Below are 22,510 nucleotides of genomic sequence, written 5' to 3' on the forward strand. Positions count from 1 at the left end.
CCGGCGAAGGACGAAGGCGAAGGATCGGCCGGAGAAGCTGCGGGCTCGGCCGGACCAGGTTCCTGCGCCCCGGCCGGCATGATCGACCTCTTCGTGGGCATGCTGCTGCAGAGATCACGCCGTCACAAGGAGGTCGCCGTGGGGATCATCCTCGCGTTGCTGGTGCTGTGGGTCGTCCTGGCCGTGGTCGGGTTCGTCGTGAAGTCGCTGCTGTGGCTGGCGATCCTGGCGATCGTCCTGTTCGTGGTGACCGGGATCGTGGGCGCGGTCCGCAGACGGGCCGCTCGCTGACCCGCGGGCGGTACGGGGTCGCGGCGACGATCCGCGGCGACGGTCGACGACAGGTGCACACCGGTGGTGTGAGGCCACGCACCGGGTGTGTGCGGCGGCGGCGGGCGGGCATCCGGAGATCGTGCCGCCCGGGAGGCCCGGACGGCACGGACCCGAGGAGGAACTCATGGCGGACCTCGACGATCCCGCCCGCGTGCAGGGACTGACCGTGCGGGACCGGGACGGAGCCGACCTGGGCAAGGTCGACGCCGTGTACGTCGACGACACGACGCAGCGCCCGGAGTGGGTGGTGCTGAGCGGCGGGCTGTCGCGCTCGCGCCGCGCAGCCCTGCCGCTGGCGGGCGCGGTGATCGAGGAGGGCGACGTGCACGTGCCCTACGACGCCGAGCAGCTGCGCACCGCCCCCGAGGTGCCCGAGGGGAAGCTGAGCCCCGAGCTCGAGGCGGAGCTCTTCGACCACTACGGGGTGCCGCACGGCGGCGAAACCGAGACCGCGCTCGTCGACGAGCCGCGGCCGCGGCCCTCGGGCCGGCACGCCGCGGGGCGGCACGAGCGGATCGAGGACGACCGCGTCGAGCGTGACCACGTGGCCGCCGGGGCCGACGGCTTCGACGACCCGGGCAACCCCGACATCGCCTCCGACACCGGCACCGGCACCGGCTCGGACGGCGACGCCGTCCCCGGCGTCCGGAGCGGCTGAGATCCACCGCCCCGCCGCTCCCCGCCGCGGAGGGATCCTCGCGCCCCACCGCCCGGCGACCAGCGTTGGCGTACTCCGCCGTGGGTCCGTACGGTCCGAGGAGAAGGACCGGTGCGGCCCGGCGCGGCGGCCGCACGACGTGAACGAGGGGAGCCGCGGTGCGTGTTGCAATCGTCTGTGACCGGTGCAGCCCGCTCGCCGCGCCCGGTCGACCGGGTCATGGTGGATTGAGCGAGCACCTGGCGGAACTCGGCCGCGGCCTGGCCGCCGCCGGGCACGAGGTGACCGTCCTGGTCCGCCGGGACGCGCCCGGCCAGGAGGCCGTGGTCCGGCCGGCGGAGGGCCTGGAGGTCCGGCACCTCGACGCCGGGCCGGCCGCCCCGCTGCACGAGGACCGGCTGGTCACGCAGGTGCCGGTGCTGGCCGAGGCGCTGGAGCGACGGTGGCGGGCCGAGCGCCCGGAGGTCGTGCACGCCCACTCCTGGACCGCCGGGCTGGCCGCCGCGGCCGCCGCGCGCGAGCTCGGCCTGCCGCTGGTCGTGACCCTGTCCGGGGTCGGCGACCGGTCGGTCGACCCGTCCGTCGACAGCCGCGGCCGCGCCTCGGCCGAGCACGTGCTGGTCGCCCGCGCCGACCGGGTGCTCGCGACCGGGGAGGACGACGTCTTCGCCCTCGTCCGGCTGGGCGCCCGCCGCTCCGCGATCCGGGTGGTGCCCTACGGCGTCGACACCGAGACCTTCCACCCCGACGGGCCGACGCTGCGCCGCGGCGAGCACCCGCGGCTGCTGGTCGTCGCCGGGCTCGAGCCCGAGGCGGGGGTCCAGGACGTGATCCGGGCGCTGCGGACCGTCCCGGAGGCCGAGCTCCTCGTCGCCGGCGGCCCGCCCACGGACGACCCCGAGATCGACCCCGCGCAGGACCGCGACCTGGCACGGTTGCACGCCGTGGCCCGCGAGGCGGGCGTCGAGCGCCGCGTCCGGTTCCTCGGCGCCGTACGCCGGGAGACGCTGCCCGCGCTGCTGCGCTCCGCGGACGCGCTGGTCCACGTGCCGCACCGGACCGGCTTCGGCCTGGTCGCGCTGGAGGCGATGGCCTGCGGCCGCGCGGTCGTCGCGTCGGCCGTCGGTGCGCTGCCGGAGACCGTGGTCGACCAGGTCACCGGCGTGCTGGTGCCACCGGCCCGGCCGGACGCGCTCGCCCACGCCCTGCGCGCCCTGCTGCGCGAGGGCGCGGTGCCGCTGGCCTTCGGGATCGCGGGCCGGGACCGGGCGGTCTCCCGGTACGGCCGCGAGCGGTTGGTCGCCGCCGTCGAGCAGGTCTACCTCGAGGCCGTCGAGGGCCGCCGGCAGGGTTCCGCGGCCGACGCCGGACGGGCGGGCGGGGAGCGGACCGGCGCGGGCTGACCACCCGCCTCCGGGCACGAGGACGAACGGGCCCGGCCGGGAGCGGCCGGGCCCGTCAGGCGCTCTCGGCGCGGTCGCTCAGCAGGTGCGCCAGCCCGGTCAGCTCCAGCACCGGCCGCGCCACGCTGCCCGGCGGCGCGACCACGCACAGGTCGGTCTCCGCGTCGAGCTGGTGGAGCAGCCGCACCCCCGCGCTGGCGAACAGCGTGGTGGCGCTCAGGTCGAGGACGCAGCGGGCCCCGCCCGCGGCCGCGTCGAGCAGCGCGGCCCGCAGGGTCGCCACGGCGGGCAGGTCCACGTCGCCGCGCACGTACAGCACCCCCGGCGCGTCGCCGGCGTACACGGTGAAGGTCTCGGGGACGGCCGTCGGGCCGGGGCGCGGGGTCTCGCCCACCACCACCGGGCGGTCGACGGCCAACAGGGCGGTGACCGTGGTGCCCTCCGGGCCGGGCTCGACGACCAGCTCGTCGCACAGGTCGCGGACCACCGCGAGCCCGAAGCCGGAACCGCCGTCGGCGGGGTCCGGTGTCCCGTCGGGCCCGGCCCCCTCGGGAGGACGCCAGGTGCCGTCGTCGGCGACCGTGATGACCAGGCCGGCGGCCGTCAGGGCGGCACCGACCCGGATCTCGCCGGCGGTGCCCTCGGGGTAGGCGTGCTCGATGACGTTCGCGGCCAGCTCGGAGACCACCATGGGCGCCGCGACGACGGTCCGGGGCGCCACGCCCGCCGCCTCGAGCCATCGGGTCACGCTCTCGCGCAGCGGGCTCAGGGCGAACGGGTCCACGGCGAGCGCCAGCTGCAGCGGCTCGACGGGCACGAGGGGGCGGTGCGCGGCCAGCACCGCGACGCCGCCGCGGGGTGCCCGCGCGGCGAGCACCGCGCAGAGGGCGGCGGGGTCGTTCGCCGGGACGTCCGGCGGCAGCTGCAGACCGCGCCCCATCCCGCGTCCGCGGCCCTCCACCAGGTCGTCCGAGTAGAGCAGGAGCGTCTCCCCGGGCGCGAGCCGCGCGGTGGCGGGCACGGGGGCAGCCGCGCCGACGCCCAGCGGGCCGTAGGCCTGCCCGGGCAGCGCGGCGATCCCACCCGGACCGGTGACGAGGGCCGGGGGGTGGGCGCCCCGGGCGTGCTCGAGCCCGCCGTCCGGCGCCACGACGACGATCGTCAGCGAGGCGCCGTGCAGCGCGTCGTCGGTGCTGGCCGCCCGGTCGACCTGCTCGAGGGCGGCGGTGAGGGTCGGTGCGGTGTACAGCGCCTGGCGGAGCACGGTGCGCAGCCCGGTGACCGCGCCGGGCCGCGGCGTGGGGCCCACGAGGTCGCCGACGGCGAGGGCCAGCCGCCCGTCGGACAGGGGCACCACGTCGAGCCAGTCGCCGGCGGGGGCGGCACCGTCCGAGGACGGCAGGGTCGCGGGCCCGAGCGGGGCGGGCGGCACCCACAGGGCGGCCAGCCGCAGGTCCGGCAGCAGCGGCAGGGCGGCCGGCAGGTGGGAGGGGGCTCCGGCGCCGGGCCCGGCGGAACCCCGCTCGGGTCCGGTCTCGGGGTTCACGAGGCTCCTCTCCGGTCGTCGCCGACCGCCCTCGGACCGGCCGCGACGGCCGGGCCTGCCGAGGATAGAGGCGGTGGGTCGGGGCCGCGCGGTATGCCCGGCGCCCGGGTCAGTCGTCCAGGTCGGGAATGAGCGCGAGGATGTGGCGGTGCTCGGCGAGCCGGTCGAGCGCCGCCGCCATCGCCCGCCCCTCCGCGGTGCCGGCGAGCCCCGCCTCGGCCTCGTAGCGCTCGCGCCGGTTGCGCGGGTCGCCCCGGTCGGCGGCGGCCCAGCGCAGGAACCGCTCGACCACCCGGACCTGGCAGCGGCGGAGGCCCTCGTGCGGCTCGCGGCTCGCCAGCCAGGCGACGAACGGGCCGAGCACGTCGGCGACGGCGCTCGGCCCGGGTGGGTGGACGGCCGGGCGGCGAGCGGTGGTCGGGACGGGTCCGACGGGCATCGGGTCTCCTGAGGTCGTGGCGGTCGTTCGGCCGGCGGCGCGCACTCCCCGGTGGCGGTGGGGCGTGAGCGATGTGTCGCGCGTCATACCCCGCTGGACGCGGGTCATGCGGCGGTCGTGGCGGACTCGACCTGCGGCTCCCACCGGGCGCTTGTACGGTCGGGGAGCGACCGAACACCACCGACGCACGAGCGCGCCCCGCGGACGGCGCTCGACCGAGGTACAGCCAGCTGCCTCTGACGTCACCCGACGCGGAGGAGGCCGCATGACCACCGTCACGAACACGGGCACGGAGCCCGACCCCGGCATCCGGATCCCCGCGGACCCGACGCCCGACACGACCCACCCCCACGAGCGGGGGCACGCCCAGGGCCCGAGCGAGTACGCCGACCAGATGCCGGTGCTGGAGCGGTTCGCCGCGCTCCCCGCCGACCACCCGGAACGCGAGCGGCTGCGCTCCGGGCTCGTCCTGGCGTTCCTGCCGGTGGTCCGGCACCTCGCCCAACGGCACGGCTCGGGCTACCGCGCCGGCATCGAGGACCTGGTCCAGGTGGGCACGATCGGGCTGATCTCGGCGATCGACCGCTGGGACCCGGAGCGCGCCGGCGGGGACTTCCTCGGCTACCTCATCCCGTGCGTGCGCGGGGAGATGCTGCGGTACTTCCGCGACCGCACCTGGTCGATGCGGGTGCCGCGACGGCTCAAGGAGCTCAGCGTCGCGATCGGCAAGGCCTCCGGCCCGCTCGCCCACACGCTGGGCCGGGCGCCGAAGCCCAGCGAGCTGGCCCGGCACCTGGGCGTGGACCGGGAGGAGATCCTCGAGGCCCTCGCGGCCAAGGCCAACCAGCACGCCGGCTCCCTCACCGCGGTCGACGACGCGGACGACCAGCCGGTCGCCGACACCCTCGGCGAGGTGGACAAGGCGCTCGAGCACATCGAGTACCGCGAGTCGCTGCGCCCGATGATCACGCAGCTGCCCGACCGCGAGCGGCTGATCCTCACGCTGCGCTTCTTCGGCGACATGACCCAGACCCAGATCGCCGAGCGCGTCGGCATCTCCCAGATGCACGTCTCCCGGTTGCTCGCCCGCACCCTCGCCCAGCTGCGCGAGGGACTCGACGGGAGGGTGGACCGGACGGGACCGGCCGGCCGGACCGCATGACGCATCGCCCGCGCACGGTCGTGGTCGTCGGCGCCTCCGGGACCGTCGGCTCCGGCCTGCTGGACGCGCTGCGCGAGCGCCGCGAGGTGACCGTCCGCGCCGTGTGCCGGCACCCGCCGGAGGACGCGCGGGACGGTTCCCGCCTGACCTGGCACCCGCTGGACCTGCTGGCCGCGGACGCCGCCGACCGGCTCACGGAGGTCCTGCGCGGCGCCCAGGCCGTCGTGCACCTGGCGTGGGCGATCCAGCCCGTGGGCGACGCCTCGACCCCGCGCAGCGTCGACCTCGACGGCACCGCCGCGGTGCTCGACGCGACGGAGCGCGCCGGCGTCGGCCACCTCGTCTTCCTGTCCTCGCAGGCCGTCTACGGCCCGCCGCCGCCCGGCGAGCCGAGGCGCCCGGTCGACGAGGCGTGGCCGGTCAGGGCGCACCCCGGTTCGCTCTACAGCCGGGACAAGGTCGCGGCCGAGGAGATGCTCGACGCCTTCGAGCGGGCGCATCCGCAGGTCGCCGTGACCCGGGTGCGCGCCGCGCTGGTGGTCCGGGCGGGCTCCGCGGGCCGGATGCGCCGGCTGTTCCTCGGCCCGGCCGTGCCGTCGGTGCTGCTGCGCGCGCTGCGGGCGGGCCGCGTGCCCGTGCTGCCGCTGCCCTCCGGGCTGGTGCTGCAGCTGGTGCACGCCGACGACCTGGGGCGGGCCGTGGCCGCGGCGCTGGACCGGCGCCTCACCGGTGCCGTCAACGTGGCCGCCGACGCGCTCGGGCCCCGCGAGCTCGCCGCCGTCGCCGGCGCCCGCCCGCTGCCGGTGCCCCGTCCGGTGGTGCGGGCCGTGCTGGGCCTGCTGCACCGCCTGCACGTCCTGGGCGCGACGACGGGCTGGTTCGACCTCGCCGTCGACGCGCCGGTCCTGGACACCGGCCGGGCCCACCGCGAGCTGGGCTGGTCACCCGCGGTGGACACGGCCCGCGCCGCCCGGATCCTGCTCGACGCGCTCGCCGGCCCGGACCCTGACGACGGCCCGCGACCGGTCAGCGCCCCGGCAGCACCCGGTCGAGGGTGACGGGCAGGTCCCGGACCCGAACGCCGGTGGCGTGCCAGGCCGCGTTGACCACGGCGGCCGCCGTGCCGACGATCCCGATCTCGCCGATCCCCTTCGACCCCATGGCGTTGACGTGCGGGTCGTCCTCGTGCAGCCAGTGCGCCTGCAGGTCGTCGACGTCGGCGTTCGACGGCACGTGGTACTCGGCGAGGTCGTGGTTGACGACGTGCCCGGTGCGCGGGTCGAGCAGGCTCTGCTCGTGGAGGGCCATGCCCAGGCCCATCGTCATCCCGCCGAGGAACTGGGAGCGGGCCGTTCGCGGGTTCACGATGCGGCCCGCAGCGAAGACCCCGTGGAGCCGGGGCACCCGGACCTCGCCGGTGTCGGCGTGCACCCGCACCTCGGCGAACTGCGCGCCGAAGGCGGACATCACGTAGTCCTCCTCGGCCGCGTTCGGGTTCACCGACCCCTCGGCGGCGTCCCCGTCCTGCGGCGTGTCGCCGTACTTGTCGCGGAACTCGCGGGCCGCCTCGACCAGCGCCGACCCCCAGGTCGTGGTGCCCGACGAGCCGCCGGCCACCGAGGCCTCGGGGTGGTGGGTGTCGCCGATCAGCACGTCGACGTCCTCCACCGGCACGCCGAGCGCGTCCGCGGCGATCTGCGGCAGCACCGTCCAGGCGCCGGTGCCGAGGTCGGCGGCCCCGATCCGTCCGACGTAGCGCCCGCCGTCGTAGGTCAGCGTGGCGGTGGACTTCGGCATCCGCATGGTCGGGTAGACCGAGGCCGCGACGCCGGTGCCGACCCACCAGCCGTCCTCCAGCCGCACGCCGGGGCGGTGGTCGCGCCCGGCCCAGCCGAACCGCTCGGCGCCCTCGCGCAGGCACGCGACGAGGTTGCGCGAGGAGAAGGGCCTGCCGGTCTCCGGGTCGACCTCCGGCTCGTTGCGGATCCGCAGCTCCACCGGGTCCAGGCCGAGCTCGACGGCGAGCTCGTCCATCGCGACCTCGGGGCCGAACATGCCCGGGCACTCGCCGGGCGCCCGCATCCAGGACGGGACCGGGACGTCGAGCGCCGCCAGCCGGTGGGTCGTGCGCCGGTTCGGCGCGGCGTACATGTTCCGGGTCGGCACCCCCGTCTGCTCGGCGAACTCCTTGATCCGGGAGGTCTGCTCCACGACGTCGATCGCGATGCCGCGCAGCCGCCCGTCCCGCTCCGCGGCCAGCTGCATCCGCTGGATGGTGGGGGTGCGGTAGCCGGCCAGGGAGAACAGCTGCTGCCGGGTGAGCGGGAGCCGGACCGGCCGGCCGGGCACCGCCCGGGCCGCCAACGCCGCCATGATCACGTTCGGGTGCGGGTTGCCCTTCGAGCCGAAGCCGCCCCCGACGAAGGGGCACACCACCCGCACCTGCTCCCGCTCCAGCCCGAAGATCTCCGTGACCGTCTGCCGGACCGGGTGCACGCCCTGGGTGGAGTCCCAGAGGGTGAGGTGCCCGGCGCCCGCCCCGTCCCACAGCGCGGTGGTGGCGTGCGGCTCCATCGGGTTGTTGTGCAGCATCGGCGTCGTGTAGGTCTGCTCGACCGTCACGGGCGCCTCGGCCATCGCCGCGGCCATGTCGCCGTCGTGGGTGTCCGAGGGATAGCTCGGGTTGACCGACTCGGGGGTGTAGAGGTCGTCGCGGTCGGGGGAGAGCACCGCGTCGGGCTCCTGCGCGTCGTACTGCACCCGCACGAGGTCGACGGCCTCGCGGGCCACCTCGTCGGTCTCGGCGAGCACGGCCGCCACGATCTGCCCGCGGAAGCCGACCTCGTCGCCCTGCAGCACGGCGAGCTCGGCGTCGTCGGTGTTCGCCAGGCGTTCGGTGTCGGCGCTGGTCAGCACGGCGACCACGCCCTCGAGCGCGGCCGCCTCCGCGGTGTCGACACCGGTGACGCGCCCGCGCGCGATCGTCGCCGGGACGATCCGGCAGAACAGCGGGTTCGCCACCGGCGTGTCGTCGGCGTACACGGCCGTGCCGCGCACCTTCGCCCCGCCGTCGCGGCGGGCGAGGTCGCGCCCGATGGCCCTCGGTTCCAGCGTGGCGGTCATGCCCGGGCCTCCTCGGCGGCCAGCTCACGCAGGGTGCTCACGAGCGTCCCGGTGAGCAGCGGGATCTTGAACGCGTTGCCGCCGTCGAAGCCCTCCTGCGGGCGGGCCTCGGTCAGCTCGGCCTCCGCGGCGGCCCGGTAGGACTCGTCGGTGGCCGGCGCACCGCGCAGCGCCTCCTCGGCCCGGTGCGCACGCCAGGGCTTGTGCGCGACCCCGCCGAACGCGAGGCGCACGTCGCGGATCCGGCCGTCGGCGACCTCCAGGCAGGCGGCCACGGAGACCAGCGCGAACGCGTAGGACGCCCGGTCGCGCACCTTGCGGTACCGGGAGCGGGCGGCGATCGGCGCCGCCGGGAGGTCGATCGCGGTGATCAGCTCGCCGTGCCCGAGCACGGTGTCCCGCTCCGGGGAGTCGCCGGGCAGCGTGTGCAGCTCGGTGAACGGGATCGTGCGCTCCCCGTCCGGCCCCAGAACCTGCACCCGCGCGTCGAGCGCCGCGAGCGCCACCGCCATGTCCGACGGGTGCGTGGCGATGCAGTGCTCGGACGCCCCGAGGATCGCGTGCTGGCGGGTGGCCCCGCCGAGCGCCGCGCAGCCGGAGCCGGGCTCGCGCTTGTTGCACGGGGTGGTGACGTCCTGGAAGTAGACGCAGCGGGTGCGCTGCAGCGGGTTCCCGCCGGTGGTCGCCATGTTGCGCAGCTGGCCGGAGGCACCGGCCAGCAGGGACTCGGCGAGCACCGGGTAGCGCTCGCGGACCCTGGGGTCGGCCGCGAGGTCGGAGTTGCGCACACCGGCGCCGGCGCGCAGGCCGCCGTCGGGGAGGTCCTCGACGGCGGCCGGGACGAGGGCGGTGACGTCGACGAGCAGGCCGGGCCGCGCCACGCCGAGCCGCAGGTGGTCGACGAGGTTCGTGCCGCCGCCGAGGAACGCCGCGTCGGGTCGCTCGGCCACGGCGAGCACGGCCTCGCGGGCGTCGGGCGGGGTGGCGTAGGCGAAGGGCCTCATCGGCGCACCTCGCCCGCGAACCCGCCCGCCTGTGCCACGGCGGCGCGGATGCCCTTGTAGGCGCCGCACCGGCACAGGTTGCCGCTCATCCGCTCCGCGATCTCCCGGTCGACGGTGTGGGGGTCACCGAGGTCCGGGCCGCCGGCCAGGTCGGCGGTCGCGGCACTGGGCCAGCCCCGCTCCAGCTCGTCGAGCACGCCGACGGCCGAGCACACCTGACCGGGCGTGCAGAAGCCGCACTGGAGGGCGTCGTTGTCCACGAAGGCGCGGTGCACCGGGTGGTCCTCGTCCAGCCCCGGCGCGAGCCCGGCCGCCGTCGTCACCTCGGCCCCGTCGTGGGCCACGGCCAGGGCGAGGCAGGCCAGGATGCGGCGGCCCCCGACGAGCACGGTGCACGCCCCGCACTGGCCGTGGTCGCAGCCCTTCTTGGGGCTGGTGGCCCCGAGGCGCTGGCGCAGCGCGTCGAGCAGCGAGGTCCGGGTGTCGACGGGGAGGTGGTGGGTGGCGCCGTCGACCCGCAGGGTCAGTTCGGTCTCCATCGGCCGGGGTTTCCCCGTCCGGGGCGCTCTACCCCGTGCGCGGCATGATCCGGTGGCGGCGCGGTACCCGCTCCGTATGGCCATCGCGACCACCGACCCCAGTACCGGAGAGACGATCCGCACCTTCGACCCGCTCACCGAGGACCAGCTCGGTATGAGGATCATCGCCTCGTCGCACGCGTTCACGCACTGGCGCGACACCCCGATGGACCGCCGCGCCGCGCTGTTCCGCGACCTCGCCGCGCTGCTCGACGAGGAGGCCGAGGAGCTCGGCCGGATCGCGACGCAGGAGGTGGGCAAGACCCTCGCCTCGGCCGTCGCGGAGGTCCACAAGTGCGCGAAGGGCTGCCGCTACTACGCCGACAACGCCGAGGCGATGCTCGCCGACCAGCCGCACGACGTGCCGGGTGCCCGCGTGGTCACCCGGTACGAGCCGCTCGGGCCGGTGCTCGCCGTGATGCCCTGGAACTTCCCGTACTGGCAGGTCTTCCGGTTCGCCGCGCCCGCGCTGATGGCGGGCAACACCGGCCTGCTCAAGCACGCGTCGAACGTGCCGCAGTGCGCCCTCGCCATCGAGGACGCGTTCGTGCGCGCCGGCTTCCCGGAGAAGGTGTTCCAGACGCTGCTGGTCGGCTCGTCGGAGATCGAGAGGATCATCGGCGACGACCGGGTCCGCGCCGTCACGCTGACCGGCAGCGAGGCCGCCGGGCGGGCGGTGGCCGCCGCGGCGGGCAAGGAGATCAAGACCAGCGTGCTGGAGCTCGGTGGCAGCGACCCGTTCGTCGTCATGCCGTCGGCCGACCTGGACGAGGCCGTCCGCAACGCCGTGGCCTCCCGGACGCTGAACAACGGCCAGTCCTGCATCAACGCCAAGCGGTTCATCGTGCACACGGACATCGCCGACGAGTTCACCCGCCGGCTGGGCGAGGCGATGGCCGCGCTGACCGTCGGCGACCCGAGGGACGAGGACACCGACGTCGGCCCGCTGTCCTCCGGCGACGCGGTGAAGACCCTGGACCAGCAGGTCCGCGACACCGTCGCCGCGGGCGCAACGCTCGTGACCGGCGGGGAGCCCGGCGGCGGCCCGGGCTTCTACTACCCGCCGACCGTGCTGGCCGACATCCCGGACGGCTCGCCCGCACACCGCGAGGAGCTCTTCGGGCCGGTCGCCTCGGTCTGGCGCGCCCGGGACCTCGACGACGCGATCCGGATCGCCAACGACTCCACCTTCGGCCTCGGCGGCAGCGTGTGGACCACCGACCCCGACGAGCAGCAGCGCCTGGTCCGCGGGATCGAGACCGGGATGATCTACGTCAACCGGATGACCGAGTCGACCCCGGAGGTCCCCTTCGGCGGCACCAAGAACTCCGGCTACGGCCGCGAGCTCGCGCAGTTCGGCCCGCGGACCTTCGTCAACGCCAAGACGGTGTGGATCGAGGGCGGCTGACCGGAGCCCCTCGGTCGCCGGGCGCGGCGACGACGTAGTCCTCCGGGCGGCGGGTCGCCGGCCAGGTGGGCGCCGAGGATCTCCGCGACGCCCGCGGCGATCCGCCGCTGCGCCTCGATCGTCATGCCGGAGTAGTGGATCGTCATGGCGTTGCGCGGCATGGTGCGCCAGGGACGGTCCTCGGGCGCGGGCTCCTGCCGCGCGCGGTCCAGGTAGACGGGCCGGAACGGGGTGGTGACCGGTACCTCGGCGCCGGACAGCTCCTCGTCGAGCGGTCTGCGATCGGCTACCCGCGTGGTCGGCGCGTACACGACGCACACGGACGCACACCGTGAGCTCACCGTGCACGTCGTCGCCGGATCGTGACCTTGGAGCGCATGTTTGATCATGCGTTCGGGTACAAGCGATCACCCCCGGGCGCACGGGCGCCCGACCGTCGAAGGAGACGCCGTGATCATCCTCGGGCTCATCCTGCTCGTCATCGGATTCCTCACCGGACTGTCGCTGCTGTACTACATCGGGGCGATCCTGCTGATCCTGGGCGTGATCTTCCTGATCCTCGGGCGGACGGGCCGTCCGGTGGGTGGGCGGAAGGTCTGGTTCTAGGCGCGGGCCGGGTCCCGGGCGACCGGGACCCGGCCCTCGCGTCGGTCCGTCCCCCGGTTGAGGAGTCGGGGGGCGGGCGACCTCCACGGCGACGACGAGAAGGGCGTCACCGCCGCCCTCGAGGAGGGCGGCGGACAGGTGCTCGAGGGCGGTCACACGGTCGTCGAGATCGGCGGCGCGCGCTCGGCGAGGTCATCGACGGCTCCGCCGTCGCCTGCGGGTCGCCGGTCGCGCTGGCCCTGCACGGTCACGCCCACGCGGGATCGCCCGACGGCCGCACCCTCGGCGGCGTGGCGGTGCACGACGTCGCCCGCCCCGTGCTCGGCCGCCCGTTCCGCCTGTTCACCCTCGACCCGGACGGGAGGCCCGGATGACCGGCTCCGGGACCCGCACCGTCCGCCCGGACGACGCCGCCGCCGTCCGCACCCTCGCGCGGCCGCTGGCCGGCGACGGCGACCTCGACGAGCTCGCCGCCCGCGCGGGGCGGGCCCGGCTGGTGCTGATCGGCGAGGCCTCGCACGGCACCCACGAGTTCTACGCCTGGCGCGACCGGCTGACCCGGCGGCTGGTGGCCGAGCAGGGTAGGCCGAGCGCGTCGGCTTCCACGGCCTCGACGTCTACAGCCTGCACCGGTCCCTGCGTGCGGTGGTGGAGTGGCTGGCCGAGCACGAGCCGGCGCTCGCGGAGATCGCCCGGGCCGCCCACGCCTGCTTCGACCCGTTCGGCCCCGACCCCTTCGCCTACGCCCGCCTGACGCGCTGGGTGCGGGACCACTGCGAGCAGCCCGTCGTCGAGGTCCTGCAGGAGATGTGTGCGCAGCACAGCCGGGCCGAGCCGGGCTCGGCCGACGAGCGGTTAGTCGCCGAGCAGAACGCCGCCGTCGTCGCCGGCGCCGAGCGGTACTCCCGGGCGGCGGTGCCGGGCGGCGCGGAGTCGTGGAACCTGCGCGACGCGATCCCGAGCCGGAGGCCGCGCCGAGCGGGCTCCGACGGCAGGGGTCGCGCTCCGCCGGGGCCCGGCCGGCCCCGACCCGTGCATGGGACGCGTGATCCGCGGTACCCGCCGCCCATGAGCAACCAGACCGAGCTGCCCATCCCGGACTACGACCAGCTGCCGGAGGGCAGCCTCGTCCACCGCATCCGCACCCTCGACGAGCAGGGGCTGCACGCCCTGCTCGAGCACGAGCGCGGGCACGCCAACCGGCCGTCGGTGCTCCAGGCCCTGACGCACCGCCGGGACGCGCTCGCCAAGGGCGAGGCGGAGCCCTCCGGCGGCGACCCCGCGGCGGCCCAGCCCGAGGTGACCCCCACCCCGGAGGTGGGCGCCGGCGACCCCGTCGACCAGACCGACAACAACCAGCCGCTGCGGCACGGCGTCGCCGGGCAGACCCCGAACCGGAACCCCCGCACCCGATGACCGACCTGACGGTGGACGCGGCGGTGGTCGGCGGGGGCCACCACGGGCTGGTCGCCGCCGCCGTGCTCGCCGACGCCGAGTGGGAGGTCTGCCTGCTGGAGGCGACGGACCACCTCGGCGGGGCGGTGCGCTCCGCGGAGCTGCACCCGGGATACGTCACGGACCTGTTCAGCGCGTTCTACCCGCTGTCCCGGGCCTCGCCGGTGCTGCGGTCGCTCGGCCTCGAGGCGCACGGCCTGCGCTGGTCGGAGGCGCCGGCGGTGCTCGCCCACCCGCTCGGCGACGACGGCGCCGAGGCCGCCCTGCTGTGCCGCGAGCGCACCGAGACGGCCTCGGGACTCGAGGCGCAGCACGCCGGCGACGGCGAGGCCTGGCTGGACCTGTGCCGCCGGTGGGACGTGCTGAGCGAGCCGTTCCTGCGCACCCTGTTCACCACGTTCCCGCCCGTCCGCGGGCCCGTGCAGCTGCTGCGGCGGATCGGGACGGCCGAGGCCCTGCGGCTCGCCCGGTTCCTGGGCGGCCGCGTCCGGACCGTGCACACGGCGGCCGGCACCACGGTCCGGGTCCGGCGGGCGGTGGTGGCCGACGTCTCCGCCCCCACCCTCTACCGGGACCTGCTGCCGGCCGACGCCGTGCCCGCCCGGGTGCACCGCGACCTCGGCGCCGTTCCTGCTCGTCGGGCAGATGACGACCGCCGACCCGAGCCGGTCACCGGCCGGGACGGAGAGCGCGTGGGCGTACACGCACCTGCCGCGCGGGGTCGACGACGCGGACTCGGCCGACGAGCTCGCCCGGCGCGCCGAGGACGTGCTGGAGCGGTTCGCGCCCGGCTTCGGTGCGCGCGTGCGGCACCGGGCGGTGCGGCGGCCGTCGGACCTGGAGGACGCCGACCCGAACCTGGTGCACGGCACCATCAACGGCGGCACCGCCCAGCTCTTCCAGCAGCTGGTCTTCCGGCCGGTCCCCGGGCCCGGCCGCCCCGAGACCCCGGTCGCGGGGCTCTACCTGGGCAGCTCCTCCGCCCATCCCGGTGGCGGGGTGCACGGCGCCTGCGGGTGGTTCGCCGCGCGGGCGGCCCTGCGTGCCCACGGACCCGCGGGCCTCCTGCACCGGGCGGCGACGTCGGCGGCGATCGAGCTCCTGCAGCGGTCGCGCAGGGATGAGGAGCGCGTCAGCGGGTAGGCGGCGGGAGACCGCACCCCCACGACACGGCGACACCCACGACACCGGGAGGACGAATGGCGAGCACGGCACAGAGGGTCGCGGCCGTGGCCGACGACACGGCACGGTCGGAGGCCGAGGAGTACCGCCAGGGCGAGGACCGCCCCCTCGGGGGTTACGTCGTGGTGATGGCGGTCTTCGCCTCGGTGGTGGCCGCCGTGGCCGGGATCGCGGCGGCGACCCGGCAGACCGTGCCGCGGCTGTCGGTCAAGGACCTGGTGCTGCTCACCGTGGCCACCCACAAGCTCTCCCGCACGATCACCAAGGACGCGGTCACCAGCCCGCTCCGGGCGCTCTTCGTGCAGTACGCCGACACGGCCGGCCCGTCCGAGGTGATGGAGGAGCCGCGGAAGCAGTCGTCGCTGCGGCACAGCATCGGCGAGCTGCTCAGCTGCCCCTTCTGCCTCGACCTCTGGATCGCCACGGGCTTCACGATCGGGCTCGTGTTCGCGCCGCGGCTGACCCGGCTCGTGACCGGGACCTTCACCGCCCTGACCGGCGCGGACTTCCTGCAGCTGGCGTACTCGGCGGCCCAGCAGGCCGCCGAGTGAGGGGCGGAGTGACACACCGAGTGACACACCGAGTGACACGCGAGGTGCCGGACAGGGTGACGGGCCGACGGGCGAGCGGTCCGGGACGACCGGGAGGGAGCGGACGATGACCGAGGGGAACGCGCGCCGGGAGGAGCCCGTGCGCGCCCTGACCGAGGACGTGCGGGCGCTCGTGCGCAGCGAGGTGCGGGCGATGCGCGAGGACCTCGTCGGCGAGCTCGGACGGGCGCGCACCGCGAGCCTGCTCCTCGGCGGCGCGGGGCTGCTCGGCCTGCTGGCGACGGGCTCGTCGGCCGCGCTGCTGATGCGGCTGCTCGACCTCGTCCTGCCGCGAGCGGCCTCGGCCGCGGTGGTGACCGCCCTGTACGGCGGGGCCGCAGGCGCCCTCGCCGCCGCGGGGCTGGCCGAGGCGCGCCGGGTGCGCGACGAGGTGAGCGACACGGTCGGCCGGGTCCGGCAGGAGGTGTCCGGGACGCAGGGCTGACCGGCCGGTCAGGTGCGTGCGCGGAGCTCGACGCAGCACTCGCCGTCCCGGGGGTCGAGGACGGCGAGGATCGACGGCCGCGGGTCCAGCCCGTCGATCACCCCGGAGACGAAGGCCTGGTTGATCCCGCAGACGAGCTCGGGGGCCCGGTCGGCCAGGGGGTGGAACGGGCAGCTGTGCAGCCGGACGCAGCCGGGCGCGCGCCGGACCGGCTCGAACCCGTGGCGCGTCAGCAGCGCGCTCACCAGCGTCAGGGCGCGTTCGGGACCGAGCCGCCCCGGCCGGGTGCTGCGCCGCTCGGCCCCGCCGAGCTCGCGCCCGCGTCCGGCCGCGGCCTCCAGGGCGGCCGACGCCGGTGCACCGTCGGCGATCAGGACCGCGGCGAGGAGGATGTCCGCGAGCAGGTCGTGCCGCCGTGGCGGGATGCTGATCCGCAGGTCGGCCTCGACCGGCTCGTAGAGCTTGGGCGCGCGACCGACCCGGCGGATCCCGGTGGCGGACCCGAAGTGCGCGCGCAGGACACCGGCGTCGACGAGCTTGTCGAGGTGGAAGGCGGCGAGCTTGCGGGAGATCCCGACCGCGGCCGCCGCCTCGTCGCGGCTCACCGGCCTGCGCTCGGCCCGGATGAACCGGTACATCCCGCGGCGCAGGTCGTCGTCCAGCGCGGCCACCGCCTTGATCGCCCGGTCGACCGACACACCCGGACCCTAGCACCGGTTGCGCCAGACTCCCTTGCTCCGCGCCCCGGTCACCAGGCGCCCACCTGCGGGTCTTGACGGGGAGGCAGGGATAAGACCAAAATTCATTGGCGTTATCGAGGGCGTCGGGAGGCCGTCGTGAGTGAGCACGCCGGACCGGCGAAGCGGCCGGTCAGTCAGACTCTCGCCGGGCCCTACGGGCACCCGTTCCACCCGATCCTGGTCACGGTGCCGATCGGGGCCTGGGTGGCCAGCCTGGTGTTCGACGTCGGATCGCACGTGGTGGCGGGCCCGGCCTTCCTGGTCGTCGGGTCGACCTGGCTAATCGCGCTGGGCGTGATCGGGGCGCTCCTGGCGGCGGTCGTGGGCACGATGGACCTGCTGATCGTCCCGCCCGGGACCCGCGCGTTCCGCGTCGGCGTGCTCCACATGGCGCTCAACCTCGTGATCACCGGTGCCTACGTCGGCAACTTCCTCTGGCGCCGCGCCGCCGGGGCCACGGACACGACCGCCGTGGCCGCGGCGCCGGTCGGCACCGGCCCCCTGGTGCTGTCCGTGGCCAGCCTGCTCGCGCTGGCGGTGTCGGGATACCTCGGCGGGATGCTGGCCTACCGCTACGGGGTCCGGGTGGCCGACGAGGCCGTCACCCAGGCCGAGGGCTACCGGCACGGCACGCCGCGCACCGGCGTCCACGAACGCGCACGCCCCGCGCACTGACCGTCGGGGGCGCCGGGCGTCAGGTCACCGCACGCCGACCGCACCATCCGCACGACCGCGCCCGTCCGGACGCGGCCCTCCCGCTCGGCAAGGAGGCCGACATGGGTATCGCCGCACTGATCGCCTGGGTCCTCACCGCCGTCGGCGGCGCCGTCCTGCTCGGCAGGTGGGTCGCCCACGGGGGTCTCCGGTCCACGGGGGCCGGACACTTCCCGCCCGGCCTGGTCCTCGGGCACTTCGCCCTGGCCGCGGCGGGCCTGGTGGTCTGGATCGTCCACCTCCTCCTCGGCTCGACCCTGCTGGCGTGGATCTCCCTGGCGCTGCTCGTCGTGGTCGCGCTGCTCGGCTTCGGGATGTTCAGGCTCTGGGTCCCCGGCTACCGGGCCCGCACGGCGACGACGGCAGGGTCGTCGGCCGCGGGGTCGTCGGGCGCGGGGTCGCCGGGTGCGGGGTCGTCGGGTGCGGGGTCGTCGGGGGCGGGGGGCGAGCCGGGCGCCGCGTCCGGGGTGAGCACGGCACCGGCCCGGGAGACGGCCGAGGCCCATCTCCCGCCGGCGGTCGTCGCGGCGCACGGCGTGCTCGGCGTGGCCACGGTCGTCCTCGTGCTGCTCGCCACCCTGGGCGTGGCCGCCGGCTGAGCCGGTCCGCCCGGCTCGGCTCAGCTCAGGCCAGCAGCGCGCGGGCGGTGTCCCACATGTCCTGCACGATCGTCCCCGCGGGCACCGGGCGCGCCAGGGCCGCGCTCTGACCGGCCCACTGGTTGACCGGGTCGATCCCGGCCGCGGCCCCGCGGCGCCACCGCCCGACCAGCCGGCGCTGGTCGGGGTAGGGCGCGGGCGGGGGCGAGCCGGGCTGCGACCAGGCGGTCACGAAGGGCGTGGGCACGGCCCGGCCGAGCCGGCCGGAGTAGGCGCGGGTGGGGACGGGCACCTCCGGGGACAGATCCGCCAGGGCCGACGCCCAGCTCTCGTCGATCCCCGCCTCCGGCGACCGCAGGAGCGCGGTCCCCACCTGGACGGCGCTCGCGCCGAGCGCCAGCGCCGCGGCCACGCCGCGGCCGTCGCCGATGCCGCCGGAGGCGATGACGGGGACCCGCAGCCGGTCGACCAGGTGGGGGAGCAGGGCGAAGAGCCCGACGGCGGTCTGCTCGGCGACGGCGGGGTCGAACGTGCCGCGGTGCCCGGCCGCCTCCATGCCCTGCGCGACGATCGCGTCCGCCCCGGCCTCCTGGGCCACCAGCGCGTCGGACAGGGTGGTCGCGCAGGCGAACCAGGCGATCCCGCGGGCGTGCATCCGCTCGACGTAGTCGGGCGCGAACACGCCCATGATCGAGGAGATCACGGTCGGCGCGGCCTCGAGCATGGCCTCGCACTGCTCGGCGAAGACCGGCGCGGCCGGGCCGGGTCCGCCCGGCGTACCGAAGCCCGCGAGGTAGTCCTCGGCGGCGCGCACGCGCGCCGGGTCGTCGACGGGCGGGTCGGGGATCCAGATGTTGAGCTGGAACGGCCCCGCCGAGCCCGCCCGGAACCGCTCCACCCATGCCCGGATGCGCTCGGGCGGGTCGAGGACGACGCCGTCGGCGCCCATCCCGCCGGCCTCGGCCACCGCGATCGCCAGCTCCGGCGGACAGGCCCCGGCCATCGGGGCCTCCAGGATCGGCAGCCGGAGGCCGAACCGTTCGCAGAAATCCGTCACGCGTCGCTGCACGCCCCTCATCCGACCACAGAGCGCGAGCCGGCGTGCGACGCCACCGCCGGGATCGCCCCCGGGTGTCGATCTTCTCGACATTCGGGGAGCTTCCCTGCGCTACCGGACGACACGAACCTCCGGCGCCAGGCAGGTCGCGCGCGGGAACCGCGCACGGTCTAGGGTCCGGCGTCGTGCGTCAGGACGACGGGCCCGCCGCGAGCCGGCGCGCCGTGCTGCGGGCCGCGGTGGTGCTGCCCCTCGCCGCGGCCTGCTCGTCGCCGTCGGGATCGGGGGCACCGGCGGTCCCGGCCGGCCCGCCGACCTCGGCCGCCCCCGCGACCACGGCCCCGGCCACGACCTCCCCGGCCCGCCCGGCCGGCGAGGTCGCGCGGGCCACGAGCGGCCGTCCCGAGGTCGCCCTGACCTTCCACGGGGCCGGGGACCTCGGCCTCGCGCGGCAGGTGCTGGGCACGCTGCACGACCGCGGCGCCGCGGCGACGGTGCTGGCCGTCGGAACCTGGCTGCAGCAGTACCCGGACGCCGCCCGGATGGTCACCGACCTGGGGCACGAGCTGGGCAACCACACCTGGTCGCACCGGGACATCGACGGGATGGCCGACGCCGCCGCCCGGGTCGAGATCGAACGCTGCCGCGACGTCATCGCCGCGTCGACCGGTGGCCCGGGTGCCTTCTTCAGGCCCTCCCAGGCCCAGCACGCCACGCCGGCGGTGCGGGCCCTCGCGGCGGCCGCGGGCTACCCGACCGTGCTGTCCTACGACGTGGACTCGCGGGACTTCACCGACCCCGGTCCCGCCGCGATCCGTCGCAACGTCGCGGCGGCCACGGCCGGAAGCGTGGTGAGCATGCACCTGGGGCATCCAGGGACCCTGGCCGCCCTGCCGGGCGTGCTCGACGACCTCGCCGCACGGGGCCTCGCCCCGGTCACGGCGACCGGACTGTTCGGCTGAGGTGAAGGGGGTACGGGTGAACGCTCGTCGGAGGCTCGCGGTGGCTGCGGTGGCGGCGGCCGTGGTCGCGCTGGCGGGGTGCAGCGGCGGCGGGGGGACGGCAGCGCCCCCGCCCGCCCCGACGGGTCCGGCCGCGACGAGCCCTGTCCCGGCGCCCGCGGCGGCGGTGGACGGGCTGCCGGGCATGCCGCCCGTCACCGACGCGCACGACGTCTACGCGAACGCCGCGGCGAACATGCTCTCCGACGCCGCCAAGGCCGCGAAACCCCTGGTGTACGTGCCGCACACCAAGTCCGGCGAGGTGCGGGTGATCGACCCGGCCACGTTCGCGGTGGTGGGGACCTATCCGCTAGGCGGCGAGCTCCAGCACGTGGTGCCCTCGTGGGACATGCGCACCCTGTACGCCACGGACGACACCACGAACAAGGTCGTGCCCTTCGACCCGGTGACCGGGAAGCCGGGCGCGGTCATCCCGGTGCAGGATCCCTACAACATGTACTTCACCCCGGACGGGGCCTCGGCCATCTCGGTGGCCGAGGCGCAGCGGCGGCTGGTCTTCTACGACCCGCACACGTGGGCCCAGCAGGGCGAGCTGCCGACGCCGGACTGCGCCGGGATCGACCACGCCGACTTCACCCCCGACGGGCGGACGGCCGTGTTCACCTGCGAGTTCGACGGTCGGGTGGCGGTGGTCGACATCGTCCACCGCACCCTGCTGCGCACGATCGACATGCCGAGGCGGAACAGGCACATGGGTCCGCAGGACATCAAGCTCGCCCCGGACGGCTCGGTCTTCTACATCGCCGACTCCGACCAGAACGGGCTCTGGGTGCTCGACGGCGCCGCCACCCACGTCGTCCGGGAGATCCCGACCGGGCACGGCGCCCACGGCCTCTACCTCTCGCGGGACGCGACCAGGTTGTACGTGACGAACCGACACGAGGGCTCGGTCAGCGTGCTCGACGCCTACACGGGGGCGTCGATCACGAAGTGGAGGCTCCCGGGCGGCGGTAGCCCGGACATGGGCAACGTGTCCGCCGACGGCTCCCAGCTCTGGCTGTCCGGCCGGTACGACCGCGCCGTCTACGTGCTCTCGACGACGGACGGGAGCCTCATCCGGAAGATCGACGTCGGGGACGGGCCGCACGGGCTGTGCGTGTGGCCGCAGCCCGGGCGCTACTCGCTCGGCCACACCGGGATCACCCGGTAGGGGTTCGAGGGTGTCCGGGCCTGCTCAGAGGTTCCCGGTCGGGACGTCGGGCGCCGCGGCGCTCCCCACCACGGTGAGCGCGGCGATCTCCTCGGGGCCGTAGCCCAGCTCGGCGAGGATCTCCGGTCCGTGCTCCCCGAGCCGGGGCGCCGGCCGCAGGTCGACGCCGGGGAGCCCCGCGAAGTCGACGGGGAAGCGGACGTGCCGGAGGGGCCCCTCGGTGGGGTGCACCGTCCGGTCGAACGTGCCGACGGCGCGGAGGTGCTCGTCGTCGAACAGTTCGGGCACGGTGAGGACCGGCATTGCCGGGATGCCGAGGGCGTCGAACGCGGCCAGCCAGTCGGCGGTCGACCGCGCGCCCAGCTCCTCCTCGAGCAGCCGGTACAGCTCGTCGATGTGGACCGTCCGCGCGGTGATCGTGCGGAAGCGCGGGTCCTCGGCGAGCTCGGGCCTGCCCGTCAGCTCGAAGAACGCCCGCCACTGCGCGTCCGTGTAGACCATGACGCCGACGTGCCCGTCGGCGGTCCGGTACGGCCTGCGGTACGGGGAGTCCGTGCGGGCGTAGCCGGCCGGTCCGCGCGGCGGGTCGAAGACGTAGCCGCCCTGCTGGTCGAGCAGGGTGAACGAGACCATCGTCTCGAGCATGGGCACCTCGATCGCCAGGCCCCGCCCCGTGCGCTCCCGCCGGTAGAGGGCGGCGGTGATCGCCCCGACGGCCATCAGGGCGGTCCCCTTGTCGGCGACCGGGGTGCGGACGTAGGTCGGTCCGTCCGGTCCGCCCTGCACGGCGGCGAGGCCGGACGACGCCTGGATGACGTCGTCGTACGCCGCCTTGTCCCGGTAGGGGCCCGCACTGGAGAACCCGCGGACGACGCAGTGGACGAGCCGCGGGGCGACGGCGTGCAGGTCCTCGGCACGCAGCCGGAGCCGGGTGGCCGCCTCGGGTCGCAGGTTGTGCACGACCACGTCGGCGGTGCCGACCAGCCGCAGCAGCACCTCCCGTCCGGCCGGCCGTTTCAGGTCGAGCTCGAGGCTGCGCTTGCCCCGGTTCGCGTTGAGGAACACGGGGCCCATGCCGGTGCCCCGCTCGTCGGCGACGTAGCGGACGACGTCGCCGCCCGGGGCCTCGACCTTGACGACGTCGGCGCCCATCTGCGCGAGGACGAGCGTGCAGTACGGGCCCATGAACGTCGTGGTCAGGTCCACCACCCGCACGCCGGCGAGCGGAGCCTCCTCCGCGGATTCCGGGACCATCGGCGCCGCTCCCTCCTGCCGTCCGCTCCGGCTCCGGCGACG

General features: G+C 76.0%; 24 protein-coding genes and 2 pseudogenes. 17 read left to right on the top strand and 9 right to left on the bottom strand.

The genetic code is table 11. The annotated features are described in order from the left end of the window. The first annotated feature begins 78 nt into the window (after positions 1-78). The 3 genes from ACFQH9_RS01725 (at position 79) to ACFQH9_RS01735 (ending at position 2,394) form a co-directional block, all read left to right on the top strand. Positions 79-291 carry a hypothetical protein gene (locus tag ACFQH9_RS01725; RefSeq protein WP_379563430.1) on the top strand — a complete coding sequence of 71 codons (213 nt, stop codon included), beginning with the start codon at positions 79-81 and terminating at the stop codon, positions 289-291. A gap of 166 nt (positions 292-457) precedes the next feature. Continuing rightward, complete coding sequence (locus ACFQH9_RS01730; RefSeq protein WP_379563432.1) at positions 458-991, top strand: PRC-barrel domain-containing protein; 534 nt, start codon at positions 458-460, stop codon at positions 989-991. 158 nt (positions 992-1,149) lie between these two features. Next, positions 1,150-2,394, top strand: coding sequence for a glycosyltransferase (locus ACFQH9_RS01735; RefSeq protein ID WP_379563434.1), 1,245 nt, complete (start codon positions 1,150-1,152; stop codon positions 2,392-2,394). 55 nt (positions 2,395-2,449) lie between these two features. Here ACFQH9_RS01735 and ACFQH9_RS01740 read toward each other — a convergent pair whose 3' ends face one another. Together ACFQH9_RS01740 and ACFQH9_RS01745 are read right to left on the bottom strand one after the other, a co-directional pair. Beyond that, positions 2,450-3,940 carry an ATP-binding protein gene (locus ACFQH9_RS01740; protein ID WP_379563436.1) on the bottom strand — a complete coding sequence of 497 codons (1,491 nt, stop codon included), beginning with the start codon at positions 3,938-3,940 and terminating at the stop codon, positions 2,450-2,452. Between the two features lie 109 nt (positions 3,941-4,049). Continuing rightward, on the bottom strand, positions 4,050-4,379 hold the full coding sequence (locus tag ACFQH9_RS01745) for a hypothetical protein (RefSeq protein WP_379563438.1): 330 nt from the start codon (positions 4,377-4,379) through the stop codon (positions 4,050-4,052). A 265-nt stretch (positions 4,380-4,644) separates the two neighbouring features. Here ACFQH9_RS01745 and ACFQH9_RS01750 point away from each other — a divergent pair, with 265 nt between their 5' ends. Further along, entirely contained in the window at positions 4,645-5,541 is an 897-nt protein-coding gene (locus ACFQH9_RS01750; RefSeq protein WP_379563440.1) for a SigB/SigF/SigG family RNA polymerase sigma factor, read from the top strand. Next, positions 5,538-6,599 carry an NAD-dependent epimerase/dehydratase family protein gene (locus tag ACFQH9_RS01755; protein ID WP_379563442.1) on the top strand — a complete coding sequence of 354 codons (1,062 nt, stop codon included), beginning with the start codon at positions 5,538-5,540 and terminating at the stop codon, positions 6,597-6,599. Before ACFQH9_RS01750 ends, ACFQH9_RS01755 begins: the two co-directional genes overlap by 4 nt. Here the strand turns inward: ACFQH9_RS01755 and ACFQH9_RS01760 are convergent. The 3 genes from ACFQH9_RS01760 to ACFQH9_RS01770 are packed head-to-tail and all read right to left on the bottom strand — an operon-like array spanning position 6,568 to position 10,207. Continuing rightward, positions 6,568-8,664, bottom strand: a complete 2,097-nt coding sequence (locus ACFQH9_RS01760) for a xanthine dehydrogenase family protein molybdopterin-binding subunit (protein ID WP_379563444.1) — start codon at positions 8,662-8,664, stop codon at positions 6,568-6,570. The two genes, ACFQH9_RS01755 and ACFQH9_RS01760, sit on opposite strands and share 32 nt — an antisense overlap. Then, positions 8,661-9,668, bottom strand: a complete 1,008-nt coding sequence (locus ACFQH9_RS01765; RefSeq protein ID WP_379563446.1) for an FAD binding domain-containing protein — start codon at positions 9,666-9,668, stop codon at positions 8,661-8,663. Before ACFQH9_RS01765 ends, ACFQH9_RS01760 begins: the two co-directional genes overlap by 4 nt. After that, on the bottom strand, positions 9,665-10,207 hold the full coding sequence (locus tag ACFQH9_RS01770) for a 2Fe-2S iron-sulfur cluster-binding protein (RefSeq protein WP_379563448.1): 543 nt from the start codon (positions 10,205-10,207) through the stop codon (positions 9,665-9,667). Before ACFQH9_RS01770 ends, ACFQH9_RS01765 begins: the two co-directional genes overlap by 4 nt. 76 nt (positions 10,208-10,283) lie before the next feature. On the opposite strand from ACFQH9_RS01770, the gene ACFQH9_RS01775 reads away from it, so the two are divergent. After that, positions 10,284-11,654 carry an NAD-dependent succinate-semialdehyde dehydrogenase gene (locus ACFQH9_RS01775; RefSeq protein ID WP_379563450.1) on the top strand — a complete coding sequence of 457 codons (1,371 nt, stop codon included), beginning with the start codon at positions 10,284-10,286 and terminating at the stop codon, positions 11,652-11,654. On the opposite strand, the gene ACFQH9_RS01780 is transcribed toward ACFQH9_RS01775, so the two are convergent. Continuing rightward, positions 11,579-11,974, bottom strand: a complete 396-nt coding sequence (locus ACFQH9_RS01780; RefSeq protein WP_379563452.1) for a hypothetical protein — start codon at positions 11,972-11,974, stop codon at positions 11,579-11,581. The genes ACFQH9_RS01775 and ACFQH9_RS01780 overlap by 76 nt on opposite strands. Before the next feature lie 130 nt (positions 11,975-12,104). Here ACFQH9_RS01780 and ACFQH9_RS01785 point away from each other — a divergent pair, with 130 nt between their 5' ends. From ACFQH9_RS01785 to ACFQH9_RS01810, 7 genes and pseudogenes are all read left to right on the top strand, one after another. Further along, positions 12,105-12,260: a hypothetical protein gene (locus ACFQH9_RS01785; protein WP_379563454.1), complete on the top strand. Its 156-nt coding sequence runs from the start codon at positions 12,105-12,107 to the stop codon at positions 12,258-12,260. 600 nt (positions 12,261-12,860) lie between these two features. Continuing rightward, a pseudogene (locus ACFQH9_RS32235) lies at positions 12,861-13,202 on the top strand (erythromycin esterase family protein); the annotation flags it as partial. A gap of 126 nt (positions 13,203-13,328) precedes the next feature. Beyond that, positions 13,329-13,676 carry a DUF8129 domain-containing protein gene (locus tag ACFQH9_RS32240; RefSeq protein WP_465269509.1) on the top strand — a complete coding sequence of 116 codons (348 nt, stop codon included), beginning with the start codon at positions 13,329-13,331 and terminating at the stop codon, positions 13,674-13,676. After that, positions 13,673-13,840 (top strand): annotated as a pseudogene (locus ACFQH9_RS01795) (NAD(P)-binding protein); the annotation flags it as partial. The gene ACFQH9_RS32240 and the pseudogene ACFQH9_RS01795, both read left to right, overlap by 4 nt. Before the next feature lie 520 nt (positions 13,841-14,360). Continuing rightward, complete coding sequence (locus ACFQH9_RS01800; RefSeq protein WP_379563717.1) at positions 14,361-14,858, top strand: phytoene desaturase family protein; 498 nt, start codon at positions 14,361-14,363, stop codon at positions 14,856-14,858. A gap of 56 nt (positions 14,859-14,914) precedes the next feature. Next, positions 14,915-15,448 carry a DUF1360 domain-containing protein gene (locus ACFQH9_RS01805; RefSeq protein WP_379563455.1) on the top strand — a complete coding sequence of 178 codons (534 nt, stop codon included), beginning with the start codon at positions 14,915-14,917 and terminating at the stop codon, positions 15,446-15,448. A gap of 106 nt (positions 15,449-15,554) precedes the next feature. Continuing rightward, entirely contained in the window at positions 15,555-15,932 is a 378-nt protein-coding gene (locus tag ACFQH9_RS01810; RefSeq protein ID WP_379563457.1) for a phage holin family protein, read from the top strand. Between the two features lie 8 nt (positions 15,933-15,940). Here ACFQH9_RS01810 and ACFQH9_RS01815 read toward each other — a convergent pair whose 3' ends face one another. Next, positions 15,941-16,630, bottom strand: coding sequence for a helix-turn-helix transcriptional regulator (locus ACFQH9_RS01815; RefSeq protein ID WP_379563459.1), 690 nt, complete (start codon positions 16,628-16,630; stop codon positions 15,941-15,943). Positions 16,631-16,768: 138 nt separating this feature from the next. Here ACFQH9_RS01815 and ACFQH9_RS01820 point away from each other — a divergent pair, with 138 nt between their 5' ends. Both ACFQH9_RS01820 and ACFQH9_RS01825 read left to right on the top strand, forming a co-directional pair. Beyond that, a complete protein-coding gene (locus tag ACFQH9_RS01820; RefSeq protein ID WP_379563461.1) occupies positions 16,769-17,347 on the top strand; it encodes a DUF2231 domain-containing protein in 579 nt (192 codons plus the stop codon). A 101-nt stretch (positions 17,348-17,448) separates the two neighbouring features. Continuing rightward, on the top strand, positions 17,449-17,985 hold the full coding sequence (locus ACFQH9_RS01825) for a hypothetical protein (RefSeq protein ID WP_379563463.1): 537 nt from the start codon (positions 17,449-17,451) through the stop codon (positions 17,983-17,985). A 25-nt stretch (positions 17,986-18,010) separates the two neighbouring features. Here ACFQH9_RS01825 and ACFQH9_RS01830 read toward each other — a convergent pair whose 3' ends face one another. Continuing rightward, a complete protein-coding gene (locus ACFQH9_RS01830; protein ID WP_379563465.1) occupies positions 18,011-19,042 on the bottom strand; it encodes an NAD(P)H-dependent flavin oxidoreductase in 1,032 nt (343 codons plus the stop codon). A 185-nt stretch (positions 19,043-19,227) separates the two neighbouring features. On the opposite strand from ACFQH9_RS01830, the gene ACFQH9_RS01835 reads away from it, so the two are divergent. Further along, positions 19,228-20,004, top strand: a complete 777-nt coding sequence (locus ACFQH9_RS01835; RefSeq protein WP_379563467.1) for a polysaccharide deacetylase family protein — start codon at positions 19,228-19,230, stop codon at positions 20,002-20,004. A 40-nt stretch (positions 20,005-20,044) separates the two neighbouring features. Beyond that, on the top strand, positions 20,045-21,214 hold the full coding sequence (locus ACFQH9_RS01840; RefSeq protein ID WP_379563469.1) for a YncE family protein: 1,170 nt from the start codon (positions 20,045-20,047) through the stop codon (positions 21,212-21,214). A 24-nt stretch (positions 21,215-21,238) separates the two neighbouring features. Here ACFQH9_RS01840 and ACFQH9_RS01845 read toward each other — a convergent pair whose 3' ends face one another. Beyond that, a complete protein-coding gene (locus ACFQH9_RS01845) occupies positions 21,239-22,468 on the bottom strand; it encodes a CaiB/BaiF CoA transferase family protein (protein ID WP_379563471.1) in 1,230 nt (409 codons plus the stop codon). Positions 22,469-22,510 lie beyond the last annotated feature (42 nt).

The sequence above is a fragment of the Pseudonocardia lutea genome, assembly GCF_042658055.1.
Lineage (GTDB): Bacteria > Actinomycetota > Actinomycetes > Mycobacteriales > Pseudonocardiaceae > Pseudonocardia > Pseudonocardia lutea.